The sequence below is a fragment of the Streptomyces cacaoi genome (assembly GCF_006539165.1).
Classification (GTDB): domain Bacteria; phylum Actinomycetota; class Actinomycetes; order Streptomycetales; family Streptomycetaceae; genus Streptomyces; species Streptomyces cacaoi.
In genome coordinates, this window is sequence record NZ_BJMM01000010.1 from 14,685 (window position 1) to 40,055 (window position 25,371).

22 protein-coding genes and 1 pseudogene are annotated in these 25,371 nt (G+C 73.2%); 13 read left to right on the forward strand and 10 right to left on the reverse strand.

Going from position 1 to position 25,371, the window contains the following annotated elements:
* Positions 1-3: 3 nt before the first annotated feature.
* From rimO to SCA03_RS12175, 5 genes are all read left to right on the forward strand, one after another.
* A complete protein-coding gene (rimO, locus tag SCA03_RS12155; RefSeq protein WP_030877227.1) occupies positions 4-1,560 on the forward strand; it encodes a 30S ribosomal protein S12 methylthiotransferase RimO in 1,557 nt (518 codons plus the stop codon).
* Positions 1,557-2,228 carry a CDP-diacylglycerol--glycerol-3-phosphate 3-phosphatidyltransferase gene (gene pgsA, locus SCA03_RS12160; protein WP_030877224.1) on the forward strand — a complete coding sequence of 224 codons (672 nt, stop codon included), beginning with the start codon at positions 1,557-1,559 and terminating at the stop codon, positions 2,226-2,228. The genes rimO and pgsA overlap by 4 nt, the downstream gene beginning before the upstream one ends.
* A gap of 38 nt (positions 2,229-2,266) precedes the next feature.
* On the forward strand, positions 2,267-2,809 hold the full coding sequence (locus SCA03_RS12165) for a CinA family protein (protein WP_030877220.1): 543 nt from the start codon (positions 2,267-2,269) through the stop codon (positions 2,807-2,809).
* A gap of 130 nt (positions 2,810-2,939) precedes the next feature.
* A complete protein-coding gene (locus SCA03_RS12170) occupies positions 2,940-3,323 on the forward strand; it encodes a helix-turn-helix domain-containing protein (protein ID WP_030877217.1) in 384 nt (127 codons plus the stop codon).
* Between the two features lie 203 nt (positions 3,324-3,526).
* Positions 3,527-3,796, forward strand: coding sequence for a hypothetical protein (locus SCA03_RS12175; RefSeq protein ID WP_037865705.1), 270 nt, complete (start codon positions 3,527-3,529; stop codon positions 3,794-3,796).
* A gap of 28 nt (positions 3,797-3,824) precedes the next feature.
* Here SCA03_RS12175 and SCA03_RS12180 read toward each other — a convergent pair whose 3' ends face one another.
* Together SCA03_RS12180 and SCA03_RS12185 are read right to left on the reverse strand one after the other, a co-directional pair.
* Complete coding sequence (locus SCA03_RS12180; RefSeq protein WP_086816773.1) at positions 3,825-4,685, reverse strand: Fpg/Nei family DNA glycosylase; 861 nt, start codon at positions 4,683-4,685, stop codon at positions 3,825-3,827.
* Between the two features lie 105 nt (positions 4,686-4,790).
* Positions 4,791-9,518 (reverse strand): ATP-dependent helicase, encoded by a 4,728-nt coding sequence (locus SCA03_RS12185; RefSeq protein ID WP_230988610.1) that lies wholly within the window; start codon positions 9,516-9,518, stop codon positions 4,791-4,793.
* Between the two features lie 178 nt (positions 9,519-9,696).
* Between SCA03_RS12185 and SCA03_RS12190 the strand changes: the two genes are divergently transcribed.
* Genes SCA03_RS12190 through SCA03_RS12200 form a run of 3 tightly spaced genes read left to right on the forward strand, consistent with a single transcriptional unit; the run spans position 9,697 to position 11,901 of the window.
* Positions 9,697-10,551: an AraC family transcriptional regulator gene (locus SCA03_RS12190; RefSeq protein WP_030877205.1), complete on the forward strand. Its 855-nt coding sequence runs from the start codon at positions 9,697-9,699 to the stop codon at positions 10,549-10,551.
* A 10-nt stretch (positions 10,552-10,561) separates the two neighbouring features.
* Positions 10,562-11,599, forward strand: coding sequence for an AzlC family ABC transporter permease (locus tag SCA03_RS12195; RefSeq protein ID WP_230988611.1), 1,038 nt, complete (start codon positions 10,562-10,564; stop codon positions 11,597-11,599).
* A complete protein-coding gene (locus SCA03_RS12200; RefSeq protein WP_030877199.1) occupies positions 11,596-11,901 on the forward strand; it encodes an AzlD domain-containing protein in 306 nt (101 codons plus the stop codon). The genes SCA03_RS12195 and SCA03_RS12200 overlap by 4 nt, the downstream gene beginning before the upstream one ends.
* Positions 11,902-11,980: 79 nt before the next feature.
* Here the strand turns inward: SCA03_RS12200 and SCA03_RS12205 are convergent, their stop codons facing one another.
* Positions 11,981-12,889: a hypothetical protein gene (locus tag SCA03_RS12205; RefSeq protein ID WP_030877196.1), complete on the reverse strand. Its 909-nt coding sequence runs from the start codon at positions 12,887-12,889 to the stop codon at positions 11,981-11,983.
* Positions 12,890-12,967: 78 nt separating this feature from the next.
* Between SCA03_RS12205 and SCA03_RS12210 the strand changes: the two genes are divergently transcribed.
* From SCA03_RS12210 to recX, 4 genes are all read left to right on the forward strand, one after another.
* On the forward strand, positions 12,968-13,162 hold the full coding sequence (locus SCA03_RS12210) for a DUF3046 domain-containing protein (protein ID WP_086816777.1): 195 nt from the start codon (positions 12,968-12,970) through the stop codon (positions 13,160-13,162).
* 287 nt (positions 13,163-13,449) lie between these two features.
* Positions 13,450-14,598, forward strand: a complete 1,149-nt coding sequence (locus SCA03_RS12215) for an AI-2E family transporter (RefSeq protein ID WP_086816779.1) — start codon at positions 13,450-13,452, stop codon at positions 14,596-14,598.
* Between the two features lie 272 nt (positions 14,599-14,870).
* On the forward strand, positions 14,871-16,034 hold the full coding sequence (gene recA, locus SCA03_RS12220) for a recombinase RecA (RefSeq protein WP_030877186.1): 1,164 nt from the start codon (positions 14,871-14,873) through the stop codon (positions 16,032-16,034).
* A gap of 3 nt (positions 16,035-16,037) precedes the next feature.
* Positions 16,038-16,781 (forward strand): recombination regulator RecX, encoded by a 744-nt coding sequence (gene recX / locus SCA03_RS12225; RefSeq protein WP_230988612.1) that lies wholly within the window; start codon positions 16,038-16,040, stop codon positions 16,779-16,781.
* Positions 16,782-17,121: 340 nt separating this feature from the next.
* Here recX and SCA03_RS12230 read toward each other — a convergent pair whose 3' ends face one another.
* The 7 genes and pseudogenes from SCA03_RS12230 to SCA03_RS12260 all read right to left on the reverse strand — a co-directional run bounded on the left by SCA03_RS12230 (position 17,122) and on the right by SCA03_RS12260 (position 24,328).
* Positions 17,122-17,715 carry an ankyrin repeat domain-containing protein gene (locus SCA03_RS12230; protein ID WP_230988624.1) on the reverse strand — a complete coding sequence of 198 codons (594 nt, stop codon included), beginning with the start codon at positions 17,713-17,715 and terminating at the stop codon, positions 17,122-17,124.
* A 374-nt stretch (positions 17,716-18,089) separates the two neighbouring features.
* Positions 18,090-18,562, reverse strand: a pseudogene (locus tag SCA03_RS12235) (GlcG/HbpS family heme-binding protein).
* A gap of 123 nt (positions 18,563-18,685) precedes the next feature.
* On the reverse strand, positions 18,686-20,530 hold the full coding sequence (locus SCA03_RS12240; protein ID WP_086813867.1) for an FAD-dependent monooxygenase: 1,845 nt from the start codon (positions 20,528-20,530) through the stop codon (positions 18,686-18,688).
* Between the two features lie 254 nt (positions 20,531-20,784).
* Positions 20,785-21,642 (reverse strand): amino acid ABC transporter permease, encoded by an 858-nt coding sequence (locus SCA03_RS12245; protein ID WP_086813865.1) that lies wholly within the window; start codon positions 21,640-21,642, stop codon positions 20,785-20,787.
* On the reverse strand, positions 21,639-22,286 hold the full coding sequence (locus tag SCA03_RS12250) for an amino acid ABC transporter permease (protein ID WP_030877173.1): 648 nt from the start codon (positions 22,284-22,286) through the stop codon (positions 21,639-21,641). The genes SCA03_RS12245 and SCA03_RS12250 overlap by 4 nt, the downstream gene beginning before the upstream one ends.
* 213 nt (positions 22,287-22,499) lie before the next feature.
* The gene (locus SCA03_RS12255; RefSeq protein WP_030877171.1) at positions 22,500-23,411 is read right to left on the reverse strand and encodes a glutamate ABC transporter substrate-binding protein; all 912 of its coding nucleotides are present in this window, start codon (positions 23,409-23,411) and stop codon (positions 22,500-22,502) included.
* A gap of 131 nt (positions 23,412-23,542) precedes the next feature.
* Positions 23,543-24,328: an amino acid ABC transporter ATP-binding protein gene (locus SCA03_RS12260; protein WP_030877168.1), complete on the reverse strand. Its 786-nt coding sequence runs from the start codon at positions 24,326-24,328 to the stop codon at positions 23,543-23,545.
* A 312-nt stretch (positions 24,329-24,640) separates the two neighbouring features.
* On the opposite strand from SCA03_RS12260, the gene SCA03_RS12265 reads away from it, so the two are divergent.
* Entirely contained in the window at positions 24,641-25,357 is a 717-nt protein-coding gene (locus tag SCA03_RS12265) for a response regulator transcription factor (RefSeq protein ID WP_030877166.1), read from the forward strand.
* Positions 25,358-25,371: the final 14 nt, after the last annotated feature.

Below are 25,371 nucleotides of genomic sequence, written 5' to 3' on the forward strand. Positions count from 1 at the left end.
CCCATGCCCGAACGCCGTACCGTCGCCCTCGTCACTCTCGGCTGCGCACGAAACGAGGTGGATTCCGAGGAGCTCGCCGGCCGCCTGGCAGCGGACGGCTGGGACCTCGTCGAGGACGCCGCCGACGCCGATGTCGCCGTCGTCAACACCTGCGGTTTCGTCGAGGCGGCCAAGAAGGACTCCGTCGACGCGCTGCTGGAGGCCGGTGATCTCAAGACGGCCGCCGGTGAGGGCCAGGGCAGAACCCAGGCCGTGGTGGCCGTCGGCTGCATGGCCGAGCGGTACGGCAAGGAGCTGGCCGAGGCGCTGCCCGAAGCGGACGGCGTGCTCGGCTTCGACGACTACGCGGACATCTCCGACCGGCTCCAGACGATCCTGAGCGGCGGGACGCACACCCCGCACGTGCCGCGGGACCGGCGCAAGCTGCTGCCCGTCAGCCCCGTCGAGCGGCAGGCGGCCGAGGTGGCGCTGCCGGGACACGGCGCCGCCGGGCAGGAGGCGGCGGCCTCGGCGCCCGCGGATCTGCCCGCCGGGCTCGCGCCCGCTTCCGGACCGCGCGCCCCGCTGCGCCGGAGGCTGGGTAGCAGCCCGGTCGCCTCGGTGAAGCTGGCCTCCGGCTGCGACCGGCGCTGCTCGTTCTGTGCCATTCCCTCGTTCCGTGGCGCCTTCGTCTCGCGCCGCCCCTCGGATGTGCTGACCGAGACCCGCTGGCTGGCGGAGCAGGGCGTGCGCGAGATCATGCTCGTCTCGGAGAACAACACCTCCTACGGCAAGGACCTGGGCGACATCCGGCTGCTGGAGACGCTGCTGCCGGAGCTGGCCGCTGTGGACGGCATCGAGCGGGTGCGCGTGAGCTACCTCCAGCCGGCCGAGATGCGGCCCGGGCTGATCGAGGTCCTCACCGGCACCGAGAAGGTCGCCCCCTACTTCGATCTGTCGTTCCAGCACTCGGCGCCGGGTGTGCTGCGGGCCATGCGGCGCTTCGGCGACACCGAGCGGTTCCTGGGCCTGCTGGAGCAGATCAGACAGCACGCCCCGCACGCCGGCGTGCGCTCCAATTTCATCGTGGGCTTCCCCGGCGAGAGCGAGCAGGACGTCGCCGAGCTGGAGCGTTTCCTCACCGAGGCACGGCTGGACGCCATCGGGGTGTTCGGGTACTCGGACGAGGAGGGCACCGAGGCCGCGGGCTACGCCGAGAAGCTGCCCGAGGAGGAGGTCGCCCGGCGGCTGGCACGGGTCTCGCAGCTCGCGGAGGAGCTGACGGCCCAGCGCGCCGAGGAGCGCGTCGGGGAGACGGTGCACGTCCTGGTGGAGGCCGTGGACGCGGAGGACGGTCCGGTGGGCCGCGGTGTGCACCAGGCACCCGAGACCGACGGACAGGTGCGGCTCGTGCCGTCCCTGGGTACCGGTGGGGACGGACCGGAGGAACCGTTCCGTGTCGGGCAGATGGTCGAGGCACGTGTGGTGGGGGCCGAGGGGGTAGACCTCGTCGCCGAGCCGCTCGCGTTCGCGGCCGTATCCGCGCCAGGCGGGAGCGGCAGTGAGGAGGCGGGCAGATGACGGGAATCCCGGCCTCGGCGGCGGGGCGCGGACCCGTCGCGAAGCCGAAGACGGCGGCGAACGCGCGCCGGGTGAGCCTGTGGAACATCGCCAACATCCTCACGATGGTGCGCCTGCTGCTGGTGCCCGCGTTCGTGCTGCTGATGGTCGCCGAGGGCGGGCACGACCCGGCCTGGCGCTCGTTCGCGTGGGCCGCCTTCACCGTCGCCATGATCACCGACCTGTTCGACGGCGAGCTGGCGCGGCGGCACGACCTGGTGACCGACTTCGGGAAGATCGCGGACCCGATCGCGGACAAGGCGATCATGGGCGCGGCCCTGGTGTGCCTGTCGGCCCTGGGCGATCTCACCTGGTGGGTGACGGCCGTGATCCTCGTCCGGGAGCTGGGCATCACCCTGATGCGGTTCTGGGTGATCAAGCACGGGGTGATCCCCGCCAGCAGGGGCGGGAAGATGAAGACCCTCACCCAGGGCGTGGCCGTCGGTATGTACGTGCTGGCGCTGACCGGTCCGCTGGCCACGCTGCGCTGGTGGGTGATGGCCGTCGCCGTGGTGCTGACCGTCGCCACGGGTCTCGACTACGTCCGGCAGGCCGTCGTGCTGCGCCGGGCCGGGCTGGCCGCCGAGGCGGAGCGCGCCCGGGAGGTTTCGGAGGGAGCGGATCGGTGACGGAAGCTGTCGCCTCGCGGGCGGCCACGGCAGTGGCGATGCTGGGGGAGCGCGGGGAGACGCTCGCCGCGGCCGAGTCCCTGACCGGCGGTCTGGTGGCGGCCGAGCTGACCGCTGCCGCGGGCGCCTCGCGTGCTTTCGTCGGCTCCGTGACGGCCTATGCGACCCGGCTCAAGCGGGATCTGCTCGGGGTGGACGGGGAGCTGCTCGACCGGCGCGGGGCCGTGGATCCCGAGGTGGCCTGTGCGATGGCCGCGGGCGTGCGCGTCGCGCTGGACGCCGACTGGGGTGTGGCCACGACCGGTGTCGCGGGTCCGGAGCCGCAGGACGGGCAGCCGGTCGGCACGGTGTATGTCGCGGTCGCCGGTCCGTGTGGGGAGCCGGTTGCCGAGCGGTTGTTCCTGGGGGACGGAGACGCACGGGACGAGCGGGACGAGAGGGGCGGATCGGCCGCCCGGCGTGACCGAATCCGTGCGGAGAGTGTGCAGGGTGTCCTGCGGCTCCTGTACAAGGAGCTGCAGCGGGAATGCAGGGGAAAGGATAGGGAACAGACCGGGGGGAATGGATGTTTGCAGCCCTGAGTGAACACGACATCGCTCCCCGCACGGCCACCGTTCAAGGCGGTACGGTGGAGCCTGAAGGATTCGGAGCCAACTGGCAGTCCGGATACAGGCTGTGGAAGACGCCGCGCGTTGAGAGGGAGGAGCACCAATGATTCTGCTCCGTCGCCTGCTGGGTGACGTGCTGCGTCGGCAGCGCCAACGCCAGGGCCGGACGTTGCGTGAAGTCTCTTCGTCCGCCCGGGTCTCGCTCGGTTACCTCTCCGAGGTCGAGCGGGGCCAGAAGGAAGCCTCGTCCGAGCTGCTCTCGTCGATCTGCGACGCTCTCGATGTGCGGATGTCCGAGCTGATGCGGGAGGTCAGCGACGAGCTGGCGCTCGCCGAACTGGCCGAGTCCGCAGCAGCGAGCGACGCGGTGCCGGCGCCGATGCGGCCCGTGCTCAACCCGCTCTCGGTCACGTCGATGACCGGAGTGCCCGAAGAGCGCGTCACGATCAAGGCGCCGACGGAAGCCGTGGACGTGGTCGCCGCCTGACGGCCGACGTCGCAAGGCGGTCGTGACGCCCGTACGGAACGGGACGTACCGCTTCAGCAGAGGCAGGTGAAGGCCCCGCCGGGAAAGTCCCCGGCGGGGCCTTCGGTGTGTGCGGGCGCCGGCGCTCCGGTCGCGGTCCCGTCCGGTACGCGAGAGGATGGCGGCCCGGCTCATCGGTGTTCGAGCGGGCGGGAGGTGTCGCCATGACCGCCGCACATCCGCTGCCGGCCGTCCGCTGCGCCCTGGCCGCCGTCTCCGCCGGCGCGTGGATCTGGGCGGTGTGGCGCACCGCGGTGGGCGAAGTCGGGCCGCTGGAGAGCTCGGTCGCCGCCGGCGGCTGGGGGCTCGCTCTGCTGCCGGTGCATGTGAGCCGGCGCGGAGGGGCGGGCCGGGAGCGTGCGTACCGCTGGGAGCCGCGGCTTCGGGGGCGGGCCGGGCACGGTTCCGGTCCGCGACGACGGCGCGGGGGATAGGCCCGTCGGCCGTGTGCGGTACGGCTGTTCAGGCCCGCGGGTCCGTCTGCGGGGCGGGCTGGCAGTGCGGGCAGTACCAGGTGAGGCGCGGGCGTGCGGCGGGGCCGTGGCGGCCGGTGCGGATCGGGGTGCCGCAGCGGTAGCAGGGGCGGTTCTCCCTGCCGTGCACGGCCAGGGTGCGGTCGGGGCGCGGGCTGGTGGTGGTGCGGCGTACCGGGCTGTCCTTGTTCGCCTCCAGCAGCCGCTTGGCGACGGTGAGGAGGCGGGCCGGCAGGTGCGGGGGCAGCGAACCGACCGGTGTCCAGGGCGAGGTGTGGGCGAGGAAGCACAGTTCGGCCGCGTAGATGTTGCCGATTCCGGCGAGGTTGCGCTGGTCGAGCAGCGCTTCGGCCAGCGGGCGCCGGGGATCTTGCAGCAGTCGGCGTTCGGCTTCCGCCGCGTCCCAGTCGGGGCCGAGAAGGTCCGGGCCCAAATGACCCACCACGGTGAACTCCTCGGCCGTGCGTACCAGTTCGAGCACGGGCAGCCGGAAGCCCGTCGCGGTGCGGCCGTTGACGGCGAGGACGGCCCGGATCTGATGTGCGGGCCCGGAACCGCCCAGCCGGGGCGGGGGAGTTGACGCCTCCGGGCGTCCCCGGCCCGCGGCGGAGTGCTGCGTGGCGTCGAGCCGCCAGGCGCCGTCCATGCCCAGATGGGAGTGGAGCGTCAGCCCGCCCTCCATGCGCATCAGGAGATGCTTGCCGCGGGGTGTGACGTCCAGCACGGTGCGGCCGGTGAGGTCGACGGTGGCGAGGCGGGGCACCCGGAAGTCGGTCCGGGTGAGCGGATGGCCGGCCAGGGCGGCGTGCAGCGCGTGCGCCGTGCGCCAGACCGTGTCTCCCTCGGGCATACGACCATGGTCGCAGGCGTGCGCGGGGCCCGGGAGAGGACGGGCGTGCGCCGGCGCCCGCGCGCTCACGGAACGTGCCCAGCCGGTCGCGCCCCGGCCGGGCGGCTACGAGGGGCGCAGGCGCAGGCCGCGCGGGGTCGGGTGGAAGCCTGCCGCCTCCAGGGCCGTGGCCAGGGACGAGGAGAGGGCCGGTACGCCGTTGACGCGTTCGACGGTGACCGTGCCGAGCGCGCCCCGCCGGGCGGCCCCGGCGAGGGCGTCGACCGCGGCCGCGAGCCGGAGACCGCCTTCCTCCTCCGCCGTCCCGGCGGCCTCGTCCCCCTCCTGGGAGCCCGTCCAGGCCAGCAGCGTCTTGCCGCCGCGTTCGACGTAGAGCGTCAGCGCCCCGTCCACCAAGACCACGAGGGAGCCCGCCTTGCGGCCCGGCTTGTGGGTGGCGCCCTCCGGCGGGGCCGGCCAGGGGAGGGCCGCGCCGTACGCATTGGCGGGATCGGCCGCCGCCAGAACCAGGGCGCGTGGGCCGGAGCGCCCGGCGCCCGCCTCACGCTCACGCGCCGTGCTCGCGGCACGCAGCCGGTCGACCGCGCCGTCCATGGCGAACTGGGCCGCGCCCAGCCCCTCCACCACATAGCCCCGCCGGGCCTGGCCGCTCTCCTCGAACGCCGACAGGACGCGGTAGGCGGCGGAGAACCCGCCCTCGACGCCCTCGGCGGCCACCGCGCCACGGGTGACGACGCCGTGCCGGTCCAGCAGCGTGCGGGCCAGCGCATGTGCGCGGTGTGTCGGCTCGCTCTCCGCCGGAGGCAGCAGCGACCAGCGCCCCGCCACCGTCGGCGGCGCGGAGGCCGGGGCGCGCGCCGGGCCGCGTCTCCCCGCGCCGGTGCCCGCGGCCACCGCGGCCGCGGTGAACGAGCCGTACCGGCCGCGCGGTGTCGGCCGCCGGGCGCGATGGGCCGTCGATCCCGCGGTACGGCCGGAGCCGAGCAGGGCCCGCAGCGGAGCCAGGGTGTCGCCCGTGACACGGCCCGACCAGACGAGGTCCCACAGGGCCTGAGCCAGCTGTCCGTCCGTCGCGTCCGGCTCCGTGGCGCGCACCCGCTGGGCGATCTGCCGGAAGAACAGCCCGTAGCCGCCCTCCAGCGCGGCCAGGACCGCCTGGTGCACCGGCGTCAGCTCCAGCGGGTGCGGGGGCGGCAGCAGCAGCGGGGCGGTGTCCGCGAGGTGCAGCGAGAGCCAGCCGTCCTTGCCCGGCAGGGCGCCGGCGCCCGCCCAGACGACCTCGCCGGAGGCGGTCAGCTCGTCCAGCAGGGGCGGCGCGTAGTCCGTGACCCGACCCGGCAGGACGAGCTTCTCCAGCGCGGAGGCGGGCACCGGCGCCCCCTGGAGCTGTTCGACCGTGCGCAGCAGGCCCTCGACGCCGCGCAGGCTGCCCGTGCCCATGTGCTGCCACTGCGGCAGGAACGCCGCCAGCGCCGTCGGCGGTACCGGCTCCAGCTCCTGCCGGAGCGCGGCGAGGGAGCGGCGGCGCAGCCGGCGCAGCACACCCGCGTCGCACCACTCCTGGCCCACGCCTGCCGGGTGGAACTCGCCCTGCACGAGGCGGCCGGCCGCGGCGAGGCGGTGCAGCGCGCCGTCGGCCACGGCCGTGCCCAGGCCGAAGCGGGCCGCCGCGTCCCCCGAGGTGAACGGGCCGTGGGTGCGGGCGTGGCGGGCCAGCAGATCGCCCAGCGGATCGGCGACGGGCTCGGTGAACGCCTCGGGCACGCCCACCGGCAGGGCAGCGCCGAGCGCGTCCCGCAGCCGGCCCGCGTCCTCGATCGCCGCCCAGTGCTCCCGCCCGGCGATGCGGACCCGGATGGCCCGGCGGGCGGCCTCCAGCTCGGCGGGCCAGGACGGTTCGGCGCCGCGCTCGGTCAACTCCTCGCCCGTCAGCGGGCCGAGCACGCGCAGCGCGTCCGCGACGCCCTCGACGTCCTTGATCCGGCGCTCGTCGGTGCGCCACTGAAGCTCCCGCTCCAGCTCCCGCAGCACGTCCGCGTCGAGCAGCTCGCGCAGTTCGGCCTGGCCGAGCAGCTCGGACAGCAGCCGGGAGTCCAGGGAGAGCGCTGCGGCGCGGCGCTCGGCGAGCGGGGAGTCGCCCTCGTAGAGGTACTGCGCGACGTAGCCGAACAGCAGGGAGCGGGCGAACGGTGACGGTTCCGGGGTGGTCACCTCGACCATGCGCACCCGGCGGGATTCGACGTCCCCCATCAGCTCCGTCAGGCCCGGCACGTCGAACACGTCCTGGAGGCACTCGCGTACCGCCTCCAGGATGATCGGGAACGAACCGAACTCGCTCGCCACCTGGAGCAGTTGTGCGGCGCGCTGGCGCTGCTGCCACAGCGGGGTGCGCTTGCCGGGGCTGCGCCGGGGCAGCAGCAGCGCGCGGGAGGCGCACTCCCGGAAGCGCGCGGCGAACAGCGCCGAGCCGCCCACCTGGTCGGTGACGAGCTGCTCCACCTCGCCCTTGTCGAACAGGACGTCGTTCGTGCCGAGCGGCGGCTGATCGGGGTCGGTGGCCGGCGTCGACGGGGACGACGGCTCCTCGTCGAACATGTCCAGCCCCATCAGCTCGGCGTCCGGCAGCCGCAGCACCAGGCCGTCGTCGGCGTGCATGACCTGCGCGTCCATGCCGTACCGCTCGGTGAGCCGGGCGCCGATGGCCAGCGCCCACGGCGCGTGCACCTGGGCACCGAACGGGGAGTGGACGACGATGCGCCAATCGCCCAGCTCGTCCCGGAAGCGTTCGACGACGATCGTGCGGTCGTCGGGCAGATGGCCCGTCGCCTCGCGCTGCTCGTCCAGATAGGCCAGGAGATTGCGCCGCGCCAGCTCGTCCATCCCCGCGGCGGCCAGGCGCTCTTCCGCGCTCTCGCGGGTGAGGGCGCCCACCTCGCGCACGAACGCGCCCAGCGCGCGGCCGAGTTCGAGCGGCCTGCCGAGCTGGTCGCCGCGCCAGAACGGGAGCCGGCCCGGGACGCCCGGTGCGGGGGTGACCAGGACGCGGTCGCGGGTGATGTCCTCGATGCGCCAGGACGTGGTGCCCAGGGTGAACACATCGCCCACCCGGGACTCGTAGACCATCTCCTCGTCCAGTTCGCCGACCCGGCCGCCGCCCTTCTTCGGGTCGGCCCCCGCGAGGAACACCCCGAACAGGCCGCGGTCCGGGATCGTGCCGCCGGAGGTGACGGCCAGGCGCTGCGCACCCGGCCGCCCGGTGAGCGTGTTGGTGACCCGGTCCCACACCAGCCGGGGACGCAGCTCCGCGAAGGCGTCCGAGGGGTAGCGGCCCGCGAGCATGTCGAGCACCGAGACGTACGCCGACTCCGGCAGCCCGGAGAAGGGAGCGGCCCGGCGTACCAGGGCGAGCAGTTCGTCCACGTCCCAGCTGTCCACGGCGACCATCGCCACGATCTGCTGCGCGAGCACGTCCAGCGGGTTGGAGGGGATCCGCAGCGCCTCGATGGCGCCCTCGCGTATCCGTTCCGTGACCACCGCCGACTGCACCAGATCCCCGCGGTACTTGGGGAAGACGACGCCCGCCGAGACGGCGCCCACCTGATGCCCCGCACGCCCGACACGTTGCAGGCCGGAGGCGACCGACGGGGGCGACTCCACCTGGACGACGAGATCCACCGCGCCCATGTCGATCCCCAGCTCCAGGCTGGAGGTGGCGACGACCGAGGGCAGCCGGCCGGCCTTGAGGTCCTCCTCGACCTGGGCGCGCTGCTCCTTGGAGACCGAGCCGTGGTGGGCGCGGGCGATCAGTGCGGGGGCGCCGCCGGCCGCTCCGGCGTTGCCCATCAGCTCGGCCGGGGAGTGGTCCTCCGGCATCGGCTCGCCCGTCGCCCGCTCGTAGGCGATCTCGTTCAGCCGGTTGCACAAACGCTCGGCCAGGCGGCGCGAGTTGGCGAAGACGATGGTGGAGCGGTGCGCCTGGATGAGATCGGTGATCCGCTCCTCGACCGAGGGCCAGATGGACGGCTTCCCGCCGCCGCCCGGCCCTCCGCCGCCGGGCCCGGCCGCGTCCTGGGCGGGCGAGCTGCCCAGCTCGCCCATGTCCTCGACGGGGACGACGACGGAGAGGGCGAACTCCTTGCCGGAGGCCGGCTGGACGATCGCCGCGTTGCGGCGCGGGGAGAGGAACCTGGCCACCTCGTCGACCGGGCGGACCGTCGCGGACAGGCCGATACGACGGGCCGGACGCTCCAGCATCTGGTCGAGCCGCTCCAGCGAGAGCGCCAGATGGGCACCCCGCTTGGTGCCCGCCACCGCGTGGACCTCGTCCACGATGACCGTCTCCACACCGGAGAGCGCGTCCCTGGCCGCGGACGTCAGCATCAGGAACAGCGATTCGGGCGTGGTGATCAGGATGTCCGGCGGGCGGCGGGCCAGGGAGCGGCGGTCGGCTGCCGGGGTGTCGCCGGAGCGGATACCGACCCGGACGTCCGGCTCGGCCAGGCCCAGACGGACGGACTCGTGCCGGATGCCCGTCAGCGGGCTGCGCAGATTGCGTTCGACGTCGACCGCGAGCGCCTTGAGCGGGGAGACGTACAGCACCCGGCAGCGCTTGAGGGGATCGGCGGGCGGCGGCGTCGAGGCGAGGGCGTCCAGGGAGGCGAGGAACGCGGCCAGCGTCTTGCCCGAGCCCGTCGGCGCGACGACGAGCGCGTCGGAATCCTGGGCCAGGGCACGCCAGGCGCCCTCCTGCGCGGAGGTCGGCTCACGGAAGGCGCCCGTGAACCAGGCACGGGTCGCCGGTGAGAATGCGTCCAGCACGGATGTCCTGCCCATGTTCCCCATCGTGCAGCACGGCACCGACAGCGGCGGCCGCTCCGTGGCCGGGGCCCGGCGGCCCGCTCCGGGTGACGGTGTGTGCACGCAGCGGGGCCGAGGCGTCCGGCGGCACGCCCCGGCCGATCGGGCGGGGCGTGCCGCCGCGTGCCCGCGCGAGCGGCACAGAATGTATGGCATGAGCAGCACAGGGGAGAGCGCGCGGTACTGGGAGTCGCCGCAGCTGCCGGGGGTCGACCTGCTCCAGGCCCGCTACATCAGCAAGACGTTCACACGCCACACCCACGAGACCTATGTCATCGCCGCGATCACCGGGGGCGTCGAGGCCTTCCACCACGGCGGAAGCGTGTACAAGGCCGGGCCCGGGTCCCTCGCGCTGATCAACCCGGACACGCTCCACACCGGACACGCCGGTGCGCCCGGAGGCTGGCGCTACGAGGTGCTCTACCCGGACCCGCGGCTGGTCGCGCGCATCGCCGCGGAGACCACCTCGCTGCGCGGAACACCCGGCTTCACCGCGCCTGCCTTCCACGACCCGGTGGCCGCACGCTGGGTGCAGGAGGTGCACCGCGCCGTCGACGAGGGCAACGCGCTCGCCGCCGACAGCGTCCTGCACAGCCTGGTGGCCCGTCTGCTGTGGCGGAACGGCGGCCCCCTGCCCGCCCGGGCCGTGCACCCGGCGGGCGCGGCGGTCGCACGGCAGGCGCGGGAGCTGCTGGAGACGGAAATGGCCGACCCGCCGGCCCTGGAGGCGCTCGCCCGGCGGCTGGGCACCAGTCCCTTCGCGCTCTCCCGCGCGTTCCGTGCCGCGTACGGCCTCCCGCCGCACGCCTGGCTCACCACCGCGCGTGTGCACCGGGCACGGCGGCTCCTGGACGCCGGGCTGCCGCCCGCCGAAGCCGCCACAGCTGTCGGCTTCACCGACCAGCCGCATCTGACCCGTCACTTCGGCCGCGTCCTGGGCATCCCGCCCGGCGCCTACCAGCGGGGCCGCGCAAGAACGTACAAGACTCGCGAGGATGTGCGGTCCTAGCGTCGCGCGCATGCCACACCAGACAGATGACGGCTCCGCGGTGCCCCGCGGACGCTGCGGCGCCGCACCGGCGGGGGACGGCGCGCCGCGCGACGAGCACGACAAGGCGCCGGGCCCCGCCGGGAACGCCGGGAACACCGGGAACGCCGGGAACGCCGGGGACACGGTCCCTGCCGACGCACGGGGCGACGTCGCGTGCACGGAAACCGCGTCCAGGGAGGAGTTCCCGGCCGACGGCGCTTCTGCTGCGGACGCCCGCGCGGAGAGGGCCCGGCAGACCGGCCCGCGCGCGGCTGCCGACCGTGCGGTCGCGCGGGACGCGCTCGGGGTCGGTGTCGCCGTCGGCCTGTCCGGGTTCGCCTTCGGGGTGACAGCTGCGGGCGCGGGGATCACCGTCGCGCAAGCCTGTGCGCTGAGCCTGTTCGTCTTCACCGGAGCGTCCCAGTTCGCACTGGTCGGCGCGCTGGCCGCCGGCGGAAATCCCCTCACAGCTGCGGCAGGCGCCTTCTTCCTCGGCGTACGGAACGCCTTCTACGGGCTGCGGCTGTCCGCCCTGCTGCGGCTGCCCGGCACGGTGCGTCCCGTGGCGGCCCACTGGGTCATCGACGAGACGTCCCTCGTCACGCTGGCGCAGCCCGACACCCGCCGTGCCCGGCTCGGGTTCACCGTCACGGGCGCCTCGCTCTTCGCCCTGTGGAACCTCACCACGCTGCTGGGCGCCCTGGGCGCCGAGGCGCTCGGGGACACCGAGGCATGGGGGCTCGACGCGGCGGGCCCGGCCGTTTTCCTCGCTCTGCTGGCGCCGATGCTGCGCGAGCGCGTCGAACGGGCGGCGGCCCTGCTGGCCGTCGTGGCGGCGCTCGCGCTGCTGCCCGTACTGCCGGCGGGCGTGCCCGTACTCGTGGCGGCGCTGGCGGCCCCCGTCGCGCTCTTCGCGCTGGGACGCTCCGCGGCGCCGGGGAACGACGCGGGCCCGGCCGGGGGCCGGACGGACGACGAAGCGAGCGCCGGGCCCGCCGGCGGGGACGAGAGCGAGGAGGAACGGTGAGCGTCTGGATCGCCATCGGCGTCACAGCTGTGGGGTGTTACCTGGCGAAACTGCTGGGTCTCTCCGTCCCCGCCGGTGTTCTGGAACGCCCGGTGGCCAAGCGGCTCGCCGCGCTCGTCCCGGTGGCGCTGCTGGCCGCCCTGACGGCACAGCAGACCTTCGCCGACGAGGTACGGCTCGTCCTGGACGCGCGTGCCGCGGGGGTCGCCGCTGCCGCCGTGGCCCTGCTGCTGCGCGCGCCCTTCCTGGCCGTCGTGGCCGCGGCCGTCCTCGTCACCGCCGGGGTCCGGGCACTGGCATGACCCGGCAGTGCACGGCCCCGCGGCTCCGGCAGATGCGCGAGGAAGGGCGCGTCCGCCCGACGGGACGGGGAACGGACGGTCAGAGGCGGCCGAACGCCCGCAGCGTCAGCAGCGCGTCCAGGGTCACCCGGGGCCTGCTCTCGACCTCCGTACCGGGCGCCCATGTGCGCCGGTCGACGGGCCAACCGCCGTCGTCCTGCTGCCGGTTCTCCAGATGGTCGAGGCCCGCGTCCATCTCCGCGTCCGAGAACCAGCGCCGGGCGAGCGCGCCCGGGGTGCGGGCGAAGTCGGTGACGTAGTGGTGCTCGCCGGGCGCGTAGCCCTCCGGCACGGGGAAATCCGCGGTGCGGGCCGGGTCGGTCACCACCAGGCGCTGCTCCCGTACGACGGCTCCCAGCCGGTCGGCGGCCGCCCGCGCGCGGGAGCGGTCGGGAACGCCCTCCAGGAAGGCGAGCGCGGCGAGCACCTCGTAGGGGTGGGTCTTGTCGAGCCGCTCGATGGTCTCCCAGCAGTAGTCCGTCGCGCGGAACAGCCACGCGTGCCAGACCCCGTTGCGGTGCAGCGTGCCGACCACCGGACCGGTCGCCAGCAGATCGCTGGGCGGCGAGTCCACCACGGGCACGAAGGGCGCAGCGGGGTAGCCGCGCAGCGAAGGGTGCACGGCGGGCAGGGCGCCGTCCCGGGTGGAGACAGCTGTCAGATAACGGCCGATCCGCTCCACGCGCTGACCCGCGCACCGTCCGATGCTGTCCAGCACCTGGACCGCTGCCGCCGTGTGCAGCGGCTGGCTCACCGGTCCGCGCAGATCGGGCTCCAGGGCGTGGCCGTACCCGCCGTCGGTGTTCCGGTATGCGTCGAGGGCGGTCTCGACCGTGCTCGGGTCGCCGTCCAGGAAGTGGTACTCGAAGCGCCGCTGCTCCAGTACGCGTGCCGTCAGCCAGATGAAGTGTTCGGCACGGGAGAGAAGAGTCGATCCAGAGGGAGCCATTCTCCGACGGTATGCCCGTGCGGCGGCCCGGTCACGGCCATGGACCGGAGCCAACCCGCAGGGCGGGATACTGGAGGCATGCGGTTGACGGACTTCTGGCAGCGGATGGCGGATCACTTCGGAGAGGCGTACGCCGACTCGTTCGCGCGGGACCACGTGATGTCCGCTCTCGGCGGCCGGACCGTCCACGAGGCGCTCGCCGCGGGGTGGGACACGAAGGACGTGTGGCGCGTGGTGTGCGCCGTCATGGACGTGCCCGACCACAAGAGGTGAGTCGCTCACCGCCGGGCGCCGTCAGCTGACGTGAGACTTGCCCGGTGGGAGCACCGGAGGGCGACGGCAGCGGACACGGCGACAGCCGGCGCGGCACCGGCGGGCAGGCACCGGAAGGCGCCGCGGAACGCGTCCCCGCGCGCGGGGACGGCATCTCTTCCTCAGCTGCGGCGGCGAAAGCGGTATCCGGGGAAGGGGCGGCTCCGGAAGGAGCCGGACCTGAGGATGCCGCGAGGCGGGGCGGCGGGGACGACGGAGCACAGCCGAGCGGCACGGGCCGCGGCGGGATGCCGCGCTGGCTGCCGCGCGCCCTGGTGCTCGCCCTCGCGCTGCTCGCCGCCTTCCGCATTCTGACCTGGGCCTTCCACCAGACGCTCGGGCTGCTGCTCAACGTGCTGATCGCTTTCTTCCTCGCCCTGGCCATGGAGCCGCCCGTCGACCGGCTGGCCCGGCTCGGGATGCGGCGGGGCCCCGCCACGGCGCTGGTCGGCCTGGCGCTGCTGATCGCGGGGGCGGGCTTCTTCGCCGCGCTCGGCTCGGTCGTCGCCGACCAGGTCACCCGCATCGTCCAGAACCTGCCGGCCTACATCGGCGACGTCGTCGGCTGGGTCAACGCGACCTTCCACACGGACGTGGACGTGGGCAGGCTCTCCACCGATCTGCTGCGCTCGGACTGGGTGCGCGGTCATCTGAGCACCGGTGCGCAGAGCGTGTGGGGCATCTCCGCGACGGTGTTCGGCGGCCTCTTCCAGCTGTTGACCATCGCCCTGTTCACGTTCTACTTCGCCGCCGACGGGCCCCGGCTGCGGGCGGCGCTGTGCTCGGTGCTGCCGCCCGCACGTCAGGTCGAGGTGCTCAGGGCATGGGAGATCGCCGTGACCAAGACCGGGGGCTACATCTACTCGCGCGCCCTCATGGCGCTGGTCTCCGCGGTCGCGCACTACGTCTTCTTCCAGGTGCTGGGCGTGCCCTACGCGCCCGCGCTGGGAATCTGGGTCGGGGTCGTCTCGCAGTTCGTGCCGACGGTCGGGACCTATCTCGCGGGGGCTCTGCCGATGCTTATCGCGTTCACCGCGAACCCGTGGTCGGCGCTGTGGGTGCTCGGATTCGTCGTGCTCTACCAGCAATTCGAGAACTACCTGCTCCAGCCGCGGATCACGGCCCGGACGGTGGACATCCACCCCGCCGTGGCCTTCGGTTCGGTGATCGCGGGCACGGCCCTGATGGGTGTGATCGGCGCCCTGGTCGCGGTGCCGGCGACGGCGACGCTCCAGGGGTTCCTGGGCGCGTACGTGAAGCACTACGAGCTCGCCGAGACCACCGGGGCCACCGGCACAGCGGGCGGTGGCGCCGGGGCGGGCCGGGCCGCCGGAAGCGGAGGCCGGAGGCGGTTCCGCGGGCGCCGTGGCGGGTCCGGAACCTCCCGGAACGGGTAGGCCGGAGCCGGTCCCGGCGGAGGAGGACATCCTGTGCGCGGAGCCGGCCAGGCTCTCGTCGCGCGGCTCTGACCTGCGGAAACGAGAGTTATCCACAGAAAATCGGGGTGACTTGACGCCAAATTCGAACATCGATTCTCATTGGTGTACCGGCGGGAACGCCCACGCAGGACAGCTCGGTGGGGGCGCGGGGCCGGACCGATTGTCAGTGGCAGGCGCTAGCGTCGTGTGACGTGAAGCGATCGACTCAAGCAAACAACCGGGTGGCACCCATGGCAGGAACCGACCGCGAGAAGGCGCTCGACGCCGCGCTCGCGCAGATTGAACGCCAATTCGGCAAGGGCGCCGTGATGCGCATGGGCGAGCGGCCGAACGAGCCGATCGAGGTGATCCCCACCGGGTCGACCGCGCTCGATGTGGCCCTGGGCGTCGGCGGGCTGCCGCGGGGCCGGGTCGTGGAGGTCTACGGCCCCGAGTCCTCGGGTAAGACGACGCTGACCCTGCACGCGGTGGCCAACGCGCAGAAGGCCGGCGGCACGGTCGCCTTCGTGGACGCGGAGCACGCGCTCGATCCCGAGTACGCCAAGCGGCTCGGTGTGGACACCGACGCGCTGATCCTCTCCCAGCCGGACAACGGCGAACAGGCCCTGGAGATCACCGACATGCTGATCCGGTCGGGCGCGCTCGATCTGATCATCGTCGACTCGGTCGCCGCGCTGGTTCCCAAGGCGGAGATCGAGGGCGAGATGGGCGACTCCCACGTCGGTCTCCAGGCCCGGCTGATGAGCCAGGCGCTCCGGAAGATCGCCGGTGCGCTCAACCAGTCCCGTACGACCGCGATCTTCATCAACCAGCTGCGCGAGAAGGTCGGCGTGATGTTCGGCTCGCCGGAGACCACGACGGGTGGCCGCGCGCTGAAGTTCTACGCCTCGGTGCGGCTCGACATCCGCCGTATCGAAACCCTCAAGGACGGCACCGACGCGGTCGGCAACCGCACCCGCGTCAAGGTCGTCAAGAACAAGGTCGCTCCCCCCTTCAAGCAGGCGGAGTTCGACATCCTCTACGGCATGGGCATCAGCCGTGAGGGCGGCCTGATCGACATGGGCGTGGAGCACGGCTTCATCCGCAAGTCCGGGGCCTGGTACACCTACGAGGGCGATCAGCTCGGGCAGGGCAAGGAGAACGCCCGGAACTTCCTGCGGGACAACCCCGACCTCGCCAACGAGATCGAGAAGAAGATCAAGGAGAAGCTGGGCATCGGGGCCAAGCCGGAGGAGCCGGCGGCGGAGCCGGGTGCCGACGCGGCCGGCGGCGGCAAGGAGGCCACTCCCGAGGCCGCGGGGACGGACGCCGAGGCGGCGAAGACCGTGCCTGCCCCCGCGACCAAGGCAACGAAGACGACGAAGGCGTCCAAGACCGCCGCTGCCAAGAGCTAGTCCGTGACACGGCGCAGCGACTGGCCGGAGTACGAGTACGCGGCACACCAGCCCGTCCCCCCTCGCGACGCGGAGGAGGACGACTGGGCGGACCGCGCGGTGAACGGCGGCGACCCCGCTTCTACGAGGGCGGAAGCGGGGCCGTCGCGAAGAACTCGCGGCGCGCGGGGGAGGAGCAGGGCGCCGGGAGACCCGGGCTCCGGAGGAGGGGGACGGAGCCCGGGCGAGACCGATGCACAGCGCGACCCGGTCGAGCGGGCCAAGGCGATCTGCCTGCGCCTGCTGACCGGGACGCCCCGCACCCGGCAGCAGCTCGCGGACGCACTCCAGCGCCGGGAGGTGCCACCGGAGGCGGCCGAGGAGGTGCTGGCCCGCTTCGAGGACGTCGGCCTGATCGACGACGCGGCCTTCGCCGCGGCGTGGGTCGAATCCCGGCACTACGGCAGGGGCTTGGCGCGGGGTGCCCTGGCCCGTGAGCTGCGGACCAAGGGCGTCGACTCGGCGGTGATCGAGGAAGCCGTCGGCATGCTGGACGCCGATCAGGAGGAGGAGACCGCTCGCGCCCTGGTGGAGCGGAAACTACGGGCCACCAAGGGGCTGGAGAGGGACAAGCGGCTGCGTCGCCTGGTCGGCATGCTGGCCCGGCGGGGCTACCCGGAGGGGCTCGCCCGGCGCGTCGTCCGACGTGCCCTGGAGGAAGAGGGGGAGGACCCGGAGCTGCTGGAGGAGCACTTTCCGGACGCGTAGGGCGGTCGTTGCAGCGGCCGTCGCGCCCGGCGGTGTGCGAGAGCTGTGCCCGAACCCGCCGTGGGAGTACCGGAATCCGCGCATGTGACATCCACGAGCGCCGTGGGCGGGTCGTGGCGGGGAGACCGCGCGGTCTGTCCGGGGGCCGTCGGTGTGGTACTGCCCGGTCCGCTGAGGTGGTGAGGTTCCGGCGGACCGGAGCGGGGTGACGTGCAGGCCGTCGGTGGTGAGGCGGGGCCTGGTGAGGCGCTGGCGCGGTTGCCGGTGAGAGGCGCGGCACGGGAGGCGTGCGGGGAGCGAGGGGCGGGGGCGGACGGTTCTGTGCGGGGCGGGCGTCCGGTCAGGTCTCCGGTGCGTCGGCCGGGGCGGTGCGCAGGAGTTCGGCGAGGGCGTCGTAGCCGCGCTGTTCGGCGTGGCGCAGTGCCGTCACCCCGTCCTTGTCGGCGAGGTCGGGCCGGGCCCCGGCCTCCAGGAGGAGAGCGACGATCTTCTGGTGGTCGCGTCCGCCGTCGCCGAGGATGACGGCTTCCAACAGGGCCGTCCAGCCGAGTTTGTTGACGTGGTCGACGTCGATGTCCGTGGTGCGCAGCACCTCGCGGACGTAGCCGACGTGGCCACGCTCGGCGGCGGGGATGAGCGAGGTGCCGCCGAAGCGGTTGGTGACGGTGTGGTCGGGCTCGGCCGGGAGCAGGGCCCGGGCCATCTCGACGCTTCCCGTCACGCCGGTGACCAGCCATGCGCTGTCGTCGCGCTCGTCCTGCGCGTTCGGGTCGGCGCCCGCGCGCACCAGCTCCCGGGCCGCGGCCACATGGTCACCGAGGGAGGCCAGCAGCAGGGGCGTCCTGGCGTGCTCGTCCCGGGTCTCCAGGGCGGCGCCGTCGGCGAGAGCCGCGCGTACGGCATCGGCGTCGCCGGTCCTCGCCGCCTTCAGCAGGGCGGTGTTCGCCGCCCGCGTGCCGGTGCCCGGGGACGCCTCGCCGGTCCGGTTGCCGCGCGGCGGTGTGGTGTGCCGGGGGCTCCCGGAACTCTGGGCGTCGCCCGTTCCGCTTCCGGCCTCGGTGTCGCAGGCGGTGAGCAGGGCGAGGCCGAGGGCGCCGGCGAGAACCGGCCTGCGCAGGGCGGCCCTTCGGACGAGGGCGTAGGGGAAACGGCCGGTCGTGCGGGGCGTGTCCGGGTTCCGGTTCATGGTGGGGCCTCCTCTGTTCCTGTCCTGAAGGTATGTGTCCGTGCCCGGCGGGCCGTGGGGAGGGGCCGGCAGGCACGGGGGCGTCGAGGGTGTGCCGGGCCGCCCGTGCGTGCCGGCGTGGTTCACCTGCTGAGCGCCGCGACTCCGGCGCGTGCGCACTTCTCGTCCTGGTCGCCGCTGGGGGCACCGGCGACGCCTATACCCGCAACGGGCTCGCCGTGCGTCTGCACGGGGCGCCGCCCGCGAGGAAGAGGGTGCCCGGGATGTCCTTCAGCTGCGGGGCCTTCCGGAGCCGGACGGCGAGTTCGGAGGTGGGTGCGTTCCAGGAGACCGCCGTGCAGCCCTTCCGCTCGGCGGACTCGCAGGACTGCGGGCCTGCGCCGTCGCCGCGCAGGGTCGCCACGGTGTTGCCGTTCCGGTCGACGACGGCGACGGAGACCTTCCGGCCGGCCTTCTCCGCGGCGTCGAGGGCCGCGTGTGCCGCCTTGGCGGCGGCGTCGGCCCGCCGCGTTCCGGAACCGGTCGGCCACCCGGACCGGGAACCTTCCGCCGCACAGCAGTTGCAGCGGGGGCCTGCCCGCCGTTGTGCCCCCACTGCTGTCGCGGTTTTCCCGCCCGCGGTACTCGCACAGCTGTGGTCGTTCTCCGGGCGGACCCGCCACTGCTGTCGAAGTTTTCCGCGCGGCCCTCGCCCGGTCCGCTCGGGGAGTGCGGTTGCTCAGCTGTCGGAGTCGGTGGCGTCCGGGCGGCCGGGGCCCGGCAGTGCCCGCTGCGGGGCCGAACCCGCGCGGGCCGCCGGGGCGTCGCCCGTGCCACCCGGTGCGCGGGACGTGCCGTTGGCGGGCGCGTTCTCCGCGGAGCCGGCCGCGGTGCCGTTCCCTTCCACGGCGGGCCGTGCCGGCCCGGGAGGCAGTGCGGGCACCGTGCGGTCCGCCTGGGCGCGGCCGCGGAGCGCGTCGGCGCAGGCCCACAGATCGGCGGTGCGGCCGGCGGGCAGGGCTGCCGTCAGGTGGCCGTCGGCGCGGATGACGAGGACGGTGTGGGCGGCGGCGCCCGGGTACTCCTCGGTCACCAGCAGTGTGCCGCGCACCGGCAACGCGTCCAGCGTGGACACCAGTTCGGGCATCACGCCGGCCGACAGCCAGTGCCGGCTGTCCCAGACCCCGGTGCCGGGCGCCACCAGGAGCGCGAGCAGTTCACCGCCCTTGCCCGCCAGCCAGTCGCGCAGCATGCCGCGGCTGCCGTCCGCCGCCGTCACCGGCACATCGCGCACCGGCGCGCCGGGCGCGGTGCCGACCGGTACCGTCCCGGTGGCGCCGCGGGCCGGCGTCAGAGGCGTACGGGCGTACCCGGAAGGCGCGCCCAGCGGGCCGCGCCCGAGGTGGCCGTCCGTGAGCATGCCCAGCGGTGCACGGGCGCCCCGGCCGGGCAGCAGACCGCGCAGCCCGCCGGTGCGCCGTACCGCCGGCAGGGCCTGGTCGACGGCGCGCAGCCGGGTCACGAGGGCGCCCCGGCGCTCCGACTCGTAGCTGTCCAGCAGCACTTCGGCCGCGTCGTCGTGCCCGTGGTGCCAGGCGAGCGACAGCTTCCAGGCCAGGTTGGCGGCGTCGCGCAGCCCCTCGTCGACCCCGGGCACGCCCAGGGCGCCGGTGAGATGGGCGGCGTCGCCGGCCAGCAGGACCCGGCCGACCCGCCAGTGCCGGGCGAGCCGCTGGTGCGCGGTGTGCACTCCGGTGTCCACCAGCTCCCACGGGCCGATGCCGCGGGGTTCAGCGGATCCGCCGTCCCGGGCCGCCTCGTCGGACCAGACCTCCAGGGTGTTGCGGATGCGCTCCAGCATCTCCTCGGGCGTGACGAGGTCGCCGCGCGGGGGCAGCAGCCAGTCCAGCCGCCACAGGCCCCCGGCGAGCGGTCGGGCGGTCACCTCGCCGGGGCGGCTGTCCGGATCCCGGTGCAGCAGCGCGGCGCCGGTCGGCCCCGGCTGCCAGGCGCCGTCCCCCGCGCCGTACGCGCCCTCCTCCCAGGGGAGCCGCACCCGCAGCGCTGCCACTGCGTGCCGTTCGACGGCGGTGCGTCCGGGGAAGCGCACGCCCAGCGCCTTGCGCACGGTCGAGCGTGCGCCGTCGCAGCCCACGGCGTAACTGCCGCGCCACCACACGGCGTTGGGCTCGCGGGTGTGGACGGTCACGCCGGTCGTGTCCTGTTCCAGCAGATCGGCGTGGCTGCCGGTGACGATCCGGGCGAGCGGCTCCTGTGCCAGGGCGGTGCGCAGCGCCCGTTCCAGGGCGTGCTGTTCGATGTGCAGCGGCGCGTCCTCGGGGGCCAGCGGCACGTCCTCGACGAGGCGGGAGCGGTACCGGGCGCGCCAGGAGCGCCAGCGCACACCGGGCAGCGCCGGCAGCCACGCCGCGGTGTCCGGGCGCAGCACGCAGGAGCGGGCGGCGCGGGGCGGCGAGCTGCCGTCGGTGGCGTCCAGCACCACGGAGGGCACGGCGTGCCGGGCGAGGGCCAGCGCGAGCGCGAGCCCGGCGGGCCCGGCTCCGATCACGATCACCGGGTCCACAGCGGCGAGACCTCACAGCCCTGACGGTGCCGACGGGGGCCGGGGACAACTCCTCCTGGAGCCTGGTGCGCGATCACGCTGGTATGCAACCGACTGGCCGGGCGAGCGTCAAGTGAGGCCGGATGGCAAGGGCTCCGGCCCGGCCACGCGGCCCGTGCGGCACCCGTGCATCCGTGGCCGCACACGCCACTGCCGGGGCCACGGGCGGCCCCGGCAGCGCGGCGTGGTGCGCGGCTGTGCGCGCGACGCCGTTCTCAGACCTTCGTGACCTCCACCGGCGGCTCCGCCTTGGCGGGCTGGATACCGACCTTGGCCCGCCGGCCGCGCCGCTCGATCCAGTTGGCGAGGGCGGCCAGCGCCAGGCACAGCGCGATGTAGATCGCTCCGAAGACGATGACCGTCTGGACGAGCGGGTAGACGCCGTTGACGGGGGTGTTGTTGCCGATCAGCCGGGCCGAGTACAGCAGCTCCGGGTAGAGGATCATGAAGCCGAGCGAGGTGTCCTTCAGCGTCACCACCAGCTGGCTGATGATCGAGGGGAGCATCGCGCGGACGGCCTGCGGGAAGAGGATCGAGGCCGTCACCTGCGTCTTGCGCAGTCCCAGCGCGTAGGCCGCCTCCGCCTGGCCCTTGGGCACCGAGTTGACCCCGGCGCGCAGGATCTCCGCCTGCACACAGCCGTTGTAGATGGTCAGGCCCAGCACCAGCGCCCACATCGACGTCATGTGGCCGAGGATGCCGACCCAGAGGGCGAAGATCGTGATCAGCAGCGGGATCGACCGGAAGAGGTCGATGAAGACGACGGCCACCCAGCGCACCGGCTTGTGGTCGGAGAGCCGCGCCACGCACAGCAGCACGGCGAACACCAGCGAGAAGACGCCCGCGAGGGCGAAGACCTTCAGCGTGGACAGCAGTGCGTCGAGAATGTTCTCCCGGATGCCCGCGTAGTTGAAGATGTCCCACAGGGCCCCGTCGAACTGGCCCTTGTCGCTGAGCCGCAGGAAGACCCAGGCCACCAGGGCGAGCAGAGCCAGCGAGCCGACGACGGAGTAGATCACGTTGCGGACGCGGGCCTTGGGGCCCGGCGCGTCGAACAGGACGCTCGCGCTCATCGGGCGACCTCCAGACGGTTTTCCAGCAGACGGAACAGTCCGTTGATGGCGTACGTGATGATCAGGTAGCCGATGGTGATCCAGACGAAGATCATGGCGATGTCGTAACCGTCGTTGCTCAGCGTCTTCTGGATGTTGAACAGGTCGACGTTGTCGAACGCGCCGGCGATCGCCGTGTTCTTGGTGAGCGCGATGAGGAGGCTGCTCAGCGGCGGCACGACCGCGCGGGTGGCCTGCGGGAGCACCACGATGCGCATCGTCTGTGTGAAGCTCATGCCGATCGCCCGGGCGGCCTCCGCCTGGCCCATCGGCACGGTGTTGATGCCGGAGCGGATCGCCTCGGCGATGAAGGCCGAGGTGTAGAAGCCGCAGGCGCACACGGCCAGCACGAAGGAATTGATGCCGGGGAAGAGCACCTTGGGCACCACGAAGAACGCCACCAGGAACAGCAGCGTCAGCGGGGTGTTGCGCAGCACGGTCACCCACAGGGTGCCGAATATCCGCAGCGGCGGCACGGGCGAGACGCGGAAGCCCGCGATCACCAGCCCCAGCACGAGGGCCAGCACCGCGCTCACGGCGGTCAGCGACAGAGTGCCGAGGAATCCCTCGCGGAACAGCGCCAGGTTGTCGAGCAGTACGTTCATGAATTCTCCGCGAGGAATCGCGTCGGAACGGCAGGTGGCCGGGAAAGGCGGCGCCCTCGGCGCTGCCGCGCGGGTCGCGGCGCGGCGGGCCGGACGGTGCCGCCGCGCACGGGCGGCGGACCGGGGCACCCCCTCGGCGCCGGCACCGCGGGACGAACCGTCGGCGCCCCGCCCCGCGCGGCACCGCGGTGCCGGGGAGCGGGGCGCCGGTGATCACTTCTCGGTGATCTCGGGCGGCTGCTTGAACTTCGAGCCGGACAGGCCGAGCGTGGCGTCGTACGCCTTCTTGTAGTCGCCGTTGTCCTGGTGCGCCTTCAGGGCGTCGGCGACGGCCTTCTGGAGCTCCTTGTCGCCCTTCTTCAGGCCGACGCCGTAGGGCTCGTCCGAGAACGGCTTGCCGACGACCTTCAGCTTGCCCTTGTTCTGCGCGGCGTAGCCCATGAGGATCGCGTCGTCGGTGGTGACCGCGTCCACCTGGCCGTCGAGGACCTGCGAGACGCACTCCGAGTACTTGCTCAGCTCGGTCACCTTCGCGCCGTACTTGGGCTGCTTGATGACCTGGAGCGGGGTGGAGCCGACGATGGAGCAGACCTTCTTGCCCTTGACGGTCTCCGGGCCCTTCAGCTCCTTCTCGTCCTTGCGGACCAGCAGGGAGGCACCGGCGTGGAAGTACGGGCCGGCGAAGTCGATCTGCTTCTTGCGCTCGTCGTTGATCGTGTAGGTGCCGATCATCAGGTCGACGTCGCCCTTGCCGACGGCGGTCTCACGGGCGCCGGAGTCCACGGTCTTCCACTGGATCTGCTTGGGCGAGAAGCCCAGGTCGGCCGCGACCATCTTGGCGATCTCGATGTCGAACCCGGAGTACTTCTTGTTCGACTGGTCCTGGAAACCGAGGTACGGCTGGTCGGCCTTGGCACCGATGACGAGCTTGCCGCGCTTCTGTGCCCGCTTCAGCACGGGCGAGTCGACGTCGACCTTCTTGGCGACCTCGTACGTCGGCAGGGCCTTCTCATCGGTCTGGTCCTTGGGCTTGTCGCCCGCGGAGCCCGACTTGCCACCGCACGCGGCCGTCGCCGCCAGCGCCAGGATCACCGCCGCCGAGGCAGCGGTCTTGTGGAACTTCATAGTGAACATCCCTTGCTTGAACAGTCGTTGGCCCCGCCGGGGCGGTCCTCACCCGGCGGTCGTCGCGCCCCGCGCCCGCTCGCGAGCCGTGCGTGCCCGTGGTGTCGGAGGTGCCGGTGCCGCCCGTGGTGTCAGTGGTGCAGGATCTTCGAGAGGAAGTCCTTGGCGCGGTCGCTGCGCGGATTGCTGAAGAACTGCTCGGGAGCGGACTCCTCGACGATCCGGCCGTCCGCCATGAAGACGACACGGTTGGCCGCGGAACGCGCGAACCCCATCTCGTGCGTCACCACGACCATCGTCATACCGTCCCGGGCCAACTGCTGCATGACCTCCAGGACTTCGTTGATCATCTCGGGGTCCAGGGCCGAGGTGGGCTCGTCGAAGAGCATCACCTTCGGGTCCATGGCCAGGGCCCGGGCGATCGCCACCCGCTGCTGCTGTCCACCCGACAGCTGTGCGGGGTACTTGTCCGCCTGGTTGCCCACGCCCACCCGGTCGAGCAGTGTGCGCGCCTTGCCCTCGGCCTCCTGCTTGTCCGTTTTGCGGACCTTCACCTGGCCCAGGGTGACGTTCTCCAGCACGGTCTTGTGCGCGAACAGGTTGAAGGACTGGAAGACCATGCCGACGTCGGAGCGCAGCCTGGCCAGTTCCTTGCCCTCCTGGGGCAGCGGCCTGCCGTCGATGGAGATGTGGCCCGAATCCACCGTCTCCAGACGGTTGATGGTGCGGCACAGCGTCGACTTGCCGGATCCCGAGGGGCCGATGACGACGACGACCTCACCACGGGAGATGGTCAGGTCGATGTCCTGTAGGACATGCAGCGCACCGAAGTGCTTGTTGACGCCTTCCAGCACAACCAGTTCGTCGGTTGCCGGGGCGGACCCGCCGGCGTCCTTGGTCACCGATACTTCGCTCATCGGCGTACAGCTCCGTCCTCCTCGGTTGCGAGGACACTAGTGAGCCTCTGCCATCAGCGTCATTACATCTGAGCGGAAATTGAGCATAACGATCCGGCTGCAACCCGGCACACTGGGTAAACGGGACGGGGGCCCGCTGTCCGGGCTCTCCGCCGCCTCTCGGGGGTACCGGCTCCGTAACGGATACGGGACATCCTCTTGACTCGTCCGCCCGTATCGGCGTGGATGCACTGCTGGGCCTGCGCGGCACCGGCAGGCCCGGCGCGTACGCCGGTCCCTCTCAGGGAGCGGTTGCAGGAACAGGAGGTGCGGATGAGGCTGCTGCTCGTCGAGGACGACGATCATGTCGCCGGGGCCCTGTCCGCGGTGCTCGCCCGGCACGGCTTCGAGGTCAGGCACGTGCGCACCGGCGCCGAGGCGCTCCAGGAACTGCTGCCGGGCGAGGCGGGAGGCGCCGGCTACGCCGTCGTCCTGCTGGACCTCGGCCTTCCCGACCGGGACGGCTTCGAGATCTGCGGACGCATCCGGCGCACCAGCTCCACCCCCGTGATCATGGTGACCGCGCGTGCCGATGTGCGCTCCCGCATCCACGGCCTCAACCTGGGCGCCGACGACTACGTCGTGAAGCCCTACGACATGGGCGAACTGCTCGCCCGGATCCACGCCGTCAGCCGCCGCACCGGCCCCGAGGACGAGTCCGAGGGCACCGGCTCGGCCCCGCAGTCCGGGTCGGGGACGCTGCGGCTCGGCGGCGTGACGATAGAACCGGCCACCCGCGAGGTGAGCGTCGACGGCGTCCGCATACAGCTGACGCGCAAGGAGTTCGATCTGCTGGCACTGCTGGCGCAGCGGCCCGGCGTGGTCTTCCGGCGGGAGCAGATCATCAGCGAGGTGTGGCGCACCAGTTGGGAGGGCACGGGGCGCACCCTGGAGGTGCACATCGCCTCCCTGCGCTCGAAACTGCGCCGGCCGGCGCTGATCGAGACGGTCCGTGGCGTGGGGTACCGCATGGCCACGACGGCCGCCTGAGCGGCCCGGGACAG